This window comes from Salinibacter sp. (assembly GCF_042218895.1).
GTDB lineage: Bacteria > Bacteroidota > Rhodothermia > Rhodothermales > Salinibacteraceae > Salinibacter.
Genome location: NZ_JBDGQQ010000032.1, coordinates 1 through 10,567, shown reverse-complemented (window position 1 = coordinate 10,567; position 10,567 = coordinate 1). Strand labels below are relative to the sequence as shown.

General features: G+C 64.4%; 9 protein-coding genes. 3 read left to right on the top strand and 6 right to left on the bottom strand.

Features of this window, described 5'->3' with window-relative positions:
* The coding region (locus ABEL04_RS03550; RefSeq protein WP_375801008.1) for a PQQ-binding-like beta-propeller repeat protein at positions 1-1,238 on the top strand (1,238 nt) is incomplete at its 5' end.
* 569 nt (positions 1,239-1,807) lie between these two features.
* On the opposite strand, the gene ABEL04_RS03545 is transcribed toward ABEL04_RS03550, so the two are convergent.
* From ABEL04_RS03545 to ABEL04_RS03535, 3 genes are all read right to left on the bottom strand, one after another.
* Positions 1,808-2,344 carry a hypothetical protein gene (locus ABEL04_RS03545; protein WP_375801007.1) on the bottom strand — a complete coding sequence of 179 codons (537 nt, stop codon included), beginning with the start codon at positions 2,342-2,344 and terminating at the stop codon, positions 1,808-1,810.
* 92 nt (positions 2,345-2,436) lie between these two features.
* Positions 2,437-3,795 carry an NAD(P)/FAD-dependent oxidoreductase gene (locus ABEL04_RS03540; RefSeq protein ID WP_375801006.1) on the bottom strand — a complete coding sequence of 453 codons (1,359 nt, stop codon included), beginning with the start codon at positions 3,793-3,795 and terminating at the stop codon, positions 2,437-2,439.
* 180 nt (positions 3,796-3,975) lie between these two features.
* On the bottom strand, positions 3,976-5,511 hold the full coding sequence (locus ABEL04_RS03535; RefSeq protein ID WP_375801005.1) for a hypothetical protein: 1,536 nt from the start codon (positions 5,509-5,511) through the stop codon (positions 3,976-3,978).
* Positions 5,512-5,789: 278 nt separating this feature from the next.
* Between ABEL04_RS03535 and ABEL04_RS03530 the strand changes: the two genes are divergently transcribed.
* Positions 5,790-6,755 (top strand): Brp/Blh family beta-carotene 15,15'-dioxygenase, encoded by a 966-nt coding sequence (locus ABEL04_RS03530; RefSeq protein ID WP_375801004.1) that lies wholly within the window; start codon positions 5,790-5,792, stop codon positions 6,753-6,755.
* Positions 6,756-6,787: 32 nt separating this feature from the next.
* Here ABEL04_RS03530 and ABEL04_RS03525 read toward each other — a convergent pair whose 3' ends face one another.
* The 3 genes from ABEL04_RS03525 to ABEL04_RS03515 form a co-directional block, all read right to left on the bottom strand.
* Positions 6,788-8,014, bottom strand: a complete 1,227-nt coding sequence (locus ABEL04_RS03525) for an MFS transporter (RefSeq protein ID WP_375801003.1) — start codon at positions 8,012-8,014, stop codon at positions 6,788-6,790.
* A 128-nt stretch (positions 8,015-8,142) separates the two neighbouring features.
* On the bottom strand, positions 8,143-8,457 hold the full coding sequence (locus tag ABEL04_RS03520) for a hypothetical protein (protein WP_375801002.1): 315 nt from the start codon (positions 8,455-8,457) through the stop codon (positions 8,143-8,145).
* Positions 8,458-8,638: 181 nt separating this feature from the next.
* Complete coding sequence (locus tag ABEL04_RS03515) at positions 8,639-8,860, bottom strand: cold-shock protein (RefSeq protein WP_375801001.1); 222 nt, start codon at positions 8,858-8,860, stop codon at positions 8,639-8,641.
* Between the two features lie 328 nt (positions 8,861-9,188).
* Here ABEL04_RS03515 and ABEL04_RS03510 point away from each other — a divergent pair, with 328 nt between their 5' ends.
* On the top strand, positions 9,189-10,394 hold the full coding sequence (locus tag ABEL04_RS03510) for a hypothetical protein (RefSeq protein WP_375801000.1): 1,206 nt from the start codon (positions 9,189-9,191) through the stop codon (positions 10,392-10,394).
* Positions 10,395-10,567: the final 173 nt, after the last annotated feature.

Here is a 10,567-nt window from a genome sequence, read left to right as displayed (position 1 = left end):
ACAGATTCATCGTGCCACGCATTGCTACCCCCGTCATTTTCCTGGTCTGTCTCGGACTTATCGCAGGATGCGACGTTTTTGGGTCCGAGTCGTCCGACGAGACCAAGCAGAAGGGGCTCAGTGGAATTGCCGATGCCCCGTGGCCCCGGTTCGGGTACGACCTCCGCTCCACCAGTCGCAGCCCGAATGCAGGGCCCGCGACAGGCGCCGTGGCCTGGACGACGCAGACCAAAGCTCCAAGCAACCGGGTCGCCGACATCTCAATCGGTTCCGACGGCACCATCTACGCTGGAGCGCACGACGAGCAGAACAACTCCTCGGACGACCTCCACCTCTACGCGGTTAACCCAGACGGGTCCATCAAGTGGACATACGACGCCATGGTCCCCGAGGCCGACGAACAGGCCGATATTCTCTCCGTCACGATTGGGGACAACGGGCGGCTCTACGCCACCTCCAACTCGGATCATCTCCACGCCATCTCCCTGGACGGGTCCCGGGAATGGACGAAACGCATCCAGACACAGCGCGGCCCAACCCGCGGCCCGATTCGGACCTCAGATGGGACGATCTACGCTGGAAATAAGAAAGACAGATTTTTCTCCATCGGGCCTGGTGGCTCCGACGGATGGGTCCTGAACACTGGGGGGCGGACCGTCGCGCCAGCCTTGTCTTCCGACAGTACGCTGTATGTCAGTAGTGGTATCACGGGCTTCGAAGGCATCGGTCCCGGAAACGTCTACGCGGTTGCCCTCGATGGACTCGTGAAGTGGAGGATTGAAACGGAGGGTCGCGCCCGGGGAGACCCGACCATCGGACCGGACGGCACCGTTTACGTCGGCACGCGCACCGGCCGCCTCTACGCGCTTAATCCGGACGACGGAACGGTGAAGTGGCGTTACGAGACGGACGGTCGTCTCGAGTCCTCCGCCGCCATCGGATCGGACGGCACGATCTACGTTGGGTCCTATGACAACTACTTTTACGCGATCAACCCGGATGGATCGCTCAAATGGCGGTATCAGACTGGAGGCGGCATCATGTCCTCCCCGGCCATCGGCGGCGAGGGACGCATTTATGTCGGATCACTCGACGGAACCGTGTACGCTTTCTCGCCACAGGGCGACGTCGTGTGGACGGTGGAAACGGACAATCCGGTACGCTCCTCTCCCGCAATCGGGGCCAATGGACGCCTCTACATCGGCTCCGGAACCACGCTCTACGCCATCGGGGAGTAGGTCCCCTGCCGGACGAGAAGGGGATTGGCTCTATGCTCCTCGTCGCGTCCTGCAGGGGGGCTTGTGCTGTTTCGCTTCCGAATGGCCTGAACGCACCGCGCCGTCGGCCACGCAGGACGGGCTTCTCCGGACGGTCGAGAGTGCTCTCTACATCGTCGACAAGATTGGTGCCTGAGGACTTGGCCCACCGCGAACGCCGCATCCGGCCTGTTCCTGCGCTATACCGGACTGCCCCCTGTTACAACGTGTCACCGCTTCCGAAGAGCAGGTTCAGCAGTTTCTCGTCCGTTCCAAAACTGCGCCACCTTGTCGTAGGATGAGCCGAAAAACCGCAGCGTGCTCTGTACTCGTCCGTTGCGTTGCAGTGTAGGAGGACATTCAAACATGAGGACGAGGACCACGAACGCGAGTATAACTTCGGAAAATGACAACCCTCTGCGTGTCCATGACCCGGGAAGGTCCAGATCCACTCAGGCGGTGCGTCTCCCCGTCCTCTATTCTCCACCCTCGTGGACCAGACTGGCGGGGACGGCAGAGCCCCCCTCATGGCCATTCGTCTCTACCCCCCGTCACGGCCGCGTCGCCCGAAGCGCCCCCGTCACCCGCACAGCGCGCTCAGGCAGTGAATCGTCTGGTCGCTCCTCCATCGTCAAATCGAGGGTACCCGTCACCGTCCCGTCGGCGACGTGCGTTATCGAGAAATGTCCCTGCGTTGCAGCAAACTGAGCATCGGCCACGGAGAGAAACGCGATGAGACCGGTCAGGCTGTCAGGGTGCGGGCGATCAAGGAGCGACGCCGCCACTACGTCGTAGCGGCCAGGGCGCGGCACAGAGCCCTCTTCGCCCCCTCGCTCGGAATGCGGCAGACGGGGCTCAAGCTCGATCGACAGACCAGGCCCCTTGCGTGTCCCAAGCTCGATACGCACGCGCTTCTCCTCTTGGAGTCGGTAGACAGCCGGACCGGCAAGCGTGTCCGTGAGGCTGCCCTCGATCGAGACCTGATACTGTCCCTTCTCTACATCGAGCGCAGCTTCGTCTCCACAGCCGAGGCACAGGAGGACCGTGCAGAGGAGAAGACAGGCGGTCGCAGAACGCCGGTCGGACATGAGGAGAAACGAACACACAGAATCATGAGGGCGGACCTGAGAGGGGGAGCCGGGTTACCGCAGTCCGTTGCTCCACGGCCCACAGGCGGACCCTACTGTGGGTGGGTCTCCACCGTTTCTGGGCGCTCTTTGACCCTCTGGCCCCCTTCCTCCTCCATCGGCACGTCGTCGGCGATGGGCACCACGTCGAGGATGAGGCGCGCGCTGCGGCTGTAGGTGAAGTAATTGTACGCCCAATTGACGAGGGCACTGAGCCGGTTGCGGAAGCCCACAAGCTTGGCGATGTGGATGACGACCCAAAGGAACCAGGCAATAAAGCCTTTGAACGAGATGCCTCCCGCAAACTCGGCCACGGCTGCGTTCCGCCCAATCGTGGCCATTTTGCCGAGGTCCCAGTACTCGAACCGCTCGGGGGTGCCGTCGCGGAGGCGGCACTGAATCTGATCCGCGGCGTGACGACCGCTCTGAATGGCGACCTGCGCGAGCTGCGGCTCGTAGCCCTCCTCGCCCTCAATGGCGGCCATGTCGCCCACGGCATACACGTTCGGGCACTCAGGCACAGTCAGGTCCGGATTCACGACGACCCGGTCGTCCCAGGCCTGTTCGGCGTCGATCATGCCGGCCACCGGGCTCGCCTTCACGCCGGCCGCCCACACGAGGGTCTGGGCTGGGATGGTGCCGCCCCCTTGGAGATGAACCCGATCGGCCTCGACCCGCTCAACGGCCGTGTCGGTCTGGACGTCCACGCCCCGCGCTTCGAGGACCTGCCGCGTGTACTCCCGCTGCGGCGGTTCGTAGGGGGGCAACAGGTGCTCCTCCATCTCCAGGAGAACGCAGCGGGCCTGCTCACGGGTGTCGAACCGGGCAAAGTCGTCGTTGAGCGTGTCGAAGAGCTCCACGAACGCCCCTGCCATCTCGACGCCGGTCGGGCCGCCCCCTACGACGACGAAGGTGAGGGCCCCGTCTCCGGTCTCATCTCTCGTCCGGTCGTATCGCTCGAACTGCCGGAGCACGCGATTGCGGAGGTTGACGGCGTCGGGCACGTTCTTGAGCGGATACGCGTGCTCCTCTACGCCGGGGATGCCGAAGTCGGTAGACACCGCTCCCGCAGCCAGGATCAGGTGGTCGTACGAGAGGGGTGCGCTGCCGCGCAAGTGCACCTGCTGGACGGTCGTGTCGATCCCAACCACCGTGCCAAGCCGAAAGTGCACGGTGTCGCTGCCCTGAAAAATGTTGCGCACGTTGTGCGCGATGTCGTCCGGCTCCAGCCCCGCCATGGCGACTTCATAGAGGAGGGGCTGAAACTTGTGGTAGTTGTTGCGGTCGACGAGAGTCACCCGAACCGGTGCGTCGCGCAGCGACTTGGCGGCCTCAAGCCCCGCAAACCCGGCCCCAACGATGACGACGTGGGGACGCCCGGATGTGGAGGATGAAAGCGGATCAGTGGACATCAACTGGAGCAGAAGCGATGGGGAAAGCGTGGGACTGTCTTGTAGTGATCTGGCATTTACCCAACAGCGGTTTTTAGACGCTTACTCCCCATCGTCATTTCCGTCACTGTGCGGAATGGATACAGTTTCGCAGCATTATCACAGCGGGTCCCCTACGATACGCGTCCTGCCGGCGTGCGGTCAGTTGGTGTCACCAGGGATCGGAAGGATGAGGGAAACCTGGTGGGTAAACACCTGGGACTCCCGTACAGCCAGTGGACCGCGAGGCGCCACGGGAAAGTTGCTCGCGAACGCGGACTCCGCCGCCAGCACCGGACCGGCGGCAACCCCGGGCTGACCGGTGCCGAGCGTGAGGTCTCCCGTGTAGCGAAGCGTCAGAATGCCCAGCTCGGCGCTTCCCCCCCAGGTCAAGGTCCACTCCGACCAGTCCTCGTACTGATCCCTCTTCGACTGCTGAACGCGGTCGTTCTGCGTGAGCCAGTAGCGAATGGTTCGCACGTTGAGCCCGACCTGAAGCTCCCACCAAGCCTGCCGGTGCCGCAGTCCTGTGCGGAGGGTCGTATTGGCGAAGGTGAAATCGTTCACGACGGTCCGCTCCCCAGGCAGAATGATTCCACCGTTGGGCTGCTCGATCCGCTCCTGAGCGTTGGCCCACGTCTCACTCACGATTGGCGCGAAGAGGAGGTCGGCCCCAACGGTCGTGTGCGCCCCGGAGTGAGACACTCCAACCCCTACGTTGGAGGCCCACGACGTGCCCGGGTCTCGGGGGATGTTCATCAGGTTGTAGTTCGGAATCTTGGGATGAGCCTTCCGGTTGCCCGTCAGCACCGTGCCGAGACGCCATCCCTCCGATCCCAGCGGCCGGACGTACTCCAGATGCAGGCCCCACGTGTTAGTTCGATCGTGGTGCCGCTCCCACCGCACCCTGCGCATGGGCTCATCGTCCGTTTCCGACTCTACGTACTCCACACGCCGCACGTCGTGCTGCATGTCGACACGGTTGTGGAGGAGCAACACACGCAGCGACTGCTCGCCCCATTCGCGCAGGGCTCCCACCCGCACGTCAAGCCGGTGGCCGTCCTGGCGAAGTCCCTGATTGCCCGGATACATCAAATCTACCCCCTCCATCGCCTGGAGCCCTGCCCACCGGACCTCTCCCGCAAGGGCCCACTGGTCGGACAGTTGCCGTCCGCCCAGCAGCGTCAGGTACTGGTTCTCGGCCGACGTTTCGCGGAGCGGGCGACGCGAGAACTCTTCCGGGCGTTGGGTCGTCGCGAACCGGGGGCCCGGAAACGGGGCACGGCGCAGGGACTGGGAGCCTGAACTCAGGTGCTGAAGGGCCCCACCGATGCCCCCGAACCATCGGCCCCAGTTTACGAGCACCCCAACGGAGAGCGTCCGCGCCCCCCCGTCCTCCCCCGTAATCGTGTAGTGGCTTGGCGCGCTGAAAGCCCACGTGCCGTCCAGGCGGGCGACTGTTGCCGGATTCACGAAGGCGTCGCCCAGCGTATCCTCGACGGCAAGGCGGACGTCCCCCATGCCGCGAGCGTGAGACGGATGGAGCTGAAACTGGCTGCCGGTGGCGACGGGGACGGTCTTCACGGGCACGAGTTGGGCCCGGGTCTCTCCCCCCCACGTGCCCCCCACAAGCAGAACGAGAACAAACACGCAGCAGAGCAACGAACGGGGACCATCGATCGGGCGAGTCCAGGACATCGGGGCGGAATGCGATCCATTCAAAGATACGAGAGCGGCAGGCGCGTTCTTCCCTGTGTAGATTTCGCAAATGAAGGGACGTCGCGCAGTTTTGGTACACGCGAGTCGGTCCGAGTGACCATCCTAGTCTCAGCATTCCGCCCGACCAAGCGCGTGTAGCGAACTTGTTTGAGAATCCTCGTTCGGGACTGTCCTCTGAGGTGGACCTCGCTCTCGCCGATGCCTATATTCAGCATTGATCGTTCTGTCCTCTGATCTGCCTTTGCTCGTTCATGCAGATGGCCGATCCGGTCTCCATTCGCTCCCCGCGCATCTACGCGAGCGTGCTCGCGGCGACCCTCCTCACTGTTGCAATGGGCGCCTGGAGCGGCGCGTCTCTTGGGCCGTGGGCCTTTGCTGTTCTGTTCGTTGCCGTCACTGTCACCGGCATTCCCCACGGGGCCATCGACCATCTCGTGGCCGCCCAGCTGTGGGGCCTCGACCATACGTGGTCCGATCAGGCCAAATTCTACGGCGGATACCTGGCAGCAATGGCACTCTACGGAGGGCTCTGGCTCATTGCACCCGCCTGGAGCCTCGCCGTGTTCCTAGCCATGACTATGTACCACTTCGGGCAGGCCGACCTGGCGTACTGGGGGCTCCCTCCCCTTCCAGCCCGGTTCCTCTACCTGTCGCGCGGACTCCTCCTCATCGGAGGACCCGTCGCGGCCTTTCCAGGCATCGTCGATCCGATCTTTAGGGCCATCGGGGGCGTGCATCTGCTCAACTGGCCGCTGATCGAGACGGCCCCGAATGTCCTCTTTGCGGGCCTCGCGGGCCAGCACGTGCTTGCCCTCGGCGTTGCTGCCCTCGGGGCAGAGGTCGACCCCCTTCGCGAAGCAGGGCGCGAGATGCTTAACGTAGCGGTGTTCACGGCGCTGTTTGGCCTCGTCCATCCCCTCGTGGCATTTTCGGTGTACTTTGGCCTCTGGCACTCGCTGGGACACATCCTGGAGTTGCTTCGCTTTTTCCGACGCCGCGGGGAGGCGATGTCTCTGGGCAACTTCTACCGCGAGGCCACCCTCTTCACCCTCCTCCCGTTCGTCGGGCTAGGCGGACTTTACGCCGCGGCGCAGTCGTTCGGGCAAGAGACCGAGATGATCGCCCTTCTGTTCATCTTGATCGCCATCATGACGCTCCCCCACATGGTCGTCGTCGAGCGGCTCTACTGGGAGCGCGAGCAGCAGCGGTCGCCGGCCCCGTAGCGTGTGGCGGTACGCCGGATGGGGTATGCCTGTCATTCGGGCCCGAGCAGCCCGACCGCTGCCCCGCCCATGAGGAGGCCGACGCCCGCCGCCGCGTAGAAGACCGTTCCGATGTCGCCCACGACGAGCGCTCCCCCAAGCAGGAGCGGCCCGATGGCCTGACCAAGACGCAACGCCATCCCGTTCACCGACAGGACCACGCCCCGGGACGCGTCCGACGACAACTCCGTGAGGCGCGTCTGCAGGGCCGGCTGGTTGAGCCCCTGGGCGACGCCGAAGAGCAGCGCGGCGGCCCCGACGCCCCAGGCTCCCGGCGCCAGTGGCATGAGGGCGAGTGCCGCCGCGTCAATAAGGAGCGAGCCCTGAATGAGGCGTCGGAGGGAGAAGACGGTCGCGAGACGTCCGAGCTGAGTAGCCACGAGGCCGCTCGATACCGACGCGGCGGCAAGCACTGCGCCCGCCACGACGGACGACGATCCGAAGCGGGTGTCCAGAAGCTCTGGGACGTACGTGAGGAAGGCCCCGAAGATGAGAACAAAAATGCCGAGATTCACAAACAGGAGGCCCAGGACCCGCCGGTCGCCCAGGCGGGCCCCAACCACTGCGAGGTATTCCCGAAAGGGGCCCGGCCCCTGCTGCCGTTCACTATCCGGCGGGCCCAACGTCCAGGCGATGGCCGTGCCCACGGGGAGGGCCAGCAGCGGCAGGGCGAAGGGCCAGTACCAGGCCCACACCGCCAGCGTCCCTCCTACGGCCGGGTAGGCCGCCGTGCCCACGTTGAGCGCCGTCGCGTTGTACCCGACAGCAGTCGCGCGGGCCACGCCGTCGTACCGATCACCGATGATCGTGATGGCGAGTCCCACGAGCGGGGCGGCGGCCAGTCCCTGCACAGCCCGGAGGGCAAGCAGCACCGGGAAGGAGCGGGCCAGTGCGCAGGACCCTCCCGCCAAGCCAAAGACAAACAGCGTGGGCACCAGCACGCGCTTCCGGCCAAAGCGATCGGCCCCGATGCCCGCGAGGGGGGCGCTCAGAAGACCGGGCAGCGAGTAGGCCGTCACGACCCACCCAACCTGAACCCGAGAAATGTCAAACACCTCCACGACCTGGGGGAATGTGGGCGACACGCTGGAGACGTTGCCCACGCCCACCACCGTGACGGCAAAGAGGAGCCACAGGTCGAGATCAAAGATCGGATCGGCGCCCGATGAGGGTCCCGCGTCGTGGTGAGGGCGGCGCGGAGAATTGTCAGAGTGCGCCATCAGCGCCGCGGAATCGGAGCACAGAGACGAATCGCGAGGGGCCCCCGGCCGAGGGCGGCTCCCGCACAGGGCGCGCCATGGCCCCGAACCGTTCTCGTGCGGCCTGGGGGCTGTCGGGGGAGGGGGCATCACGCTACTGTTCGGGCATCAATCGGGGCCCCCGTCCTGGTCCCCGCCACACTCTTCCGATCAGGCCTGGCGACCGCACTCGCCGGGAGGCTGGGCTCGAAGTCCTCCCGCATCGCTTCGAAGGTTTTCTCGACCCAGGGCGGACTGACCGCGTTGATGCGAATGTTGCGCGGCATCTCCAACGCCGCATCCTGTCCCCCGACGGTCTCGTAGAGGCGATCGATGAAGTCAGGATCAGCCAGGTCGCCCTGCACATCTTCGCTCGTGTGCCCCGCAGCGGTCACCTCGTGCGGGTCCGTGAGTGCGTCGACCACTGCACTCCCGATCGTTGCGGTACCTCCGACAATGAGTATCTTCGTGTCGAGTCAGGATTGGGGAGAACCATCGCTCGTCGCTCTCCATGACCGCGGACCAGGTCCCCACCTGTCCCAAAACAAACCAAAATAAAAATGCCCCTGGGCGAGAGAGCCCAGGGGCATTCCGGTTGAACCACATTCACCATCCAGGCTCTTCGTCGACTTCGTCGACGACCTGAACGTTCACTGCGTTCAATCCCTTTTCGGTTTCTTCGATTTCAAACTCGAGGCGATCGCCCTCCTCCAGGTCTTCGCTAGGCACCTCGCTGTGGTGGAGAAAAACGTCGTCTCCACCACTGTCAGGCTCGGCGAAGCCGTATCCTTCGGCAGGGCTAAACCACTTGACGGTTCCGGATTCCATATCTCGGTTAGAATGTTCTGATGTTCGTTTTCAGCGCTCATCCGACTCCCTCTTTCCCGAAGGAAAAAAGGAGGCGGATTCTGTGATGACAGTTCTCTATTATGCAATCTCTACTCACATGTTCTACAAAGTGAAAGACGAGCGACAGAGGTCCGCCGGGACCGCTTCTGTGCACGCGTAGATCTCTGAGAGGCCGGGCAGGGAAGCCTCCTGCGACGCCCCGGTCTGAGTCCCCCTCTCCCATGGGGCTTCGCGGAACTTGGCCTGACCTTCATGAACTGAACGTCTAGCTTTTTGTGTCTCACTCCGATCACGATCCCGACCCGTTATGGCTCCTCAGCATTCCTTTCTCCGATTGATCGGCTTGGCCGTAGCTGGGGGTCTCCTGTTGGCCGCCGCGAACGGCTGTTCGTCGTCTCGTCCATCCCAGTCGGCGGCGGACCGCCGTTCCTCTTCCCCGTCCCCGTCGGGCCCGGCGCTGTCTCTGCTGTACACGACCGCCGATGCGGAGCTGGTGCTTCGTGACGCCCGCCGCGACACCTCGCAGCGTCTGGCCACAGGCGTCGAGTTCACAGGCCACCGCGCGCTGTCACCAACCGGGCGCTACCTCGCCTTCAGCTACGCGACGGCCGACTCGTCGCACCTTGCGCTTCTAGACCTCACGGACGCGGCCCTGCAGCGGGTGCATGCTGTCTCCGGCCGTGCCGTCTACTCCCTGGCCTGGCACCCCGACCAGGAACGGCTTGCGTTTGGCCACTACCGCCGGACGGACAGTGATGAGCGGGGACCCGGCGGCATCCAAGTAGCCACTCCCAGCGGCACAACCCGAGATCTCGGGTGTCGTTCGGTCCGCGAGGTGCTACAGTGGCTGCCCGACAGCTCGCTCGCTACCCGTACCAGCGACACCCTGTACCTGGTAAGCACCGAAGACTGCAGCACGCGCGCATCTCGAGATGCCCGCCGCATGTACCACATCCGCTATGCCCCGGAGGGCCGCAGGATGGCCTACATCTACCGCGAGCTCCGATACGACCGGTCGGCGGGCGATTACGTGCCAGACTCGTCGCTCGTCGTGAGCGATGCCCGGGGGCAAAACAGCGAAACCCTCTTCGGAGACGAACGTCAGGTTCGTCACCTTCGCTGGGGCCCCAACGGGTCAGAACTCGCCTTTGACATGGAGACCGAGGACTCTCCCCACCGCCAGATCGTGGTCCACGACGGAAACCGTCCCATCTTTCTGGTCCCTCCTTCACAGACGACCGCCGACCAAGTCTTCCCTCGGTGGTCGCCCTCGGGGGACCGTCTTGCTTTCGCTCTGCGAACGGCCGATGGACTACGAGCCGCCGTGCGGCTTCAGGGCCAGACGCGGCGCCTCGGCCCTGTGGAGGGAGCGGTGTGGGGTTGGCTCGACAACCGCTCCGTGGTGGTGCCCGGCCCAGACTCGCTTCGCATCCAGACCCTCAACGGAACGACGCGCTACGCGCGGCCAGCCCCCACTGCACTCATTTACGTATGGACCCGTCCGGTTTCCTGAATCTGGGCGCGGCGGAATGATCCTGTCGGCACGGGTCCCGGTCAGAATACCACCGGAGAGAGGGGGGCTCTCCACACAATTACGAATCCCCGCCCACACGATCTGTGGAGCGGGGAACGTGGAGCCACTGGGATTCGAACCCAGGACCTCTGGAGTGCGATTCCAGCGCTCTA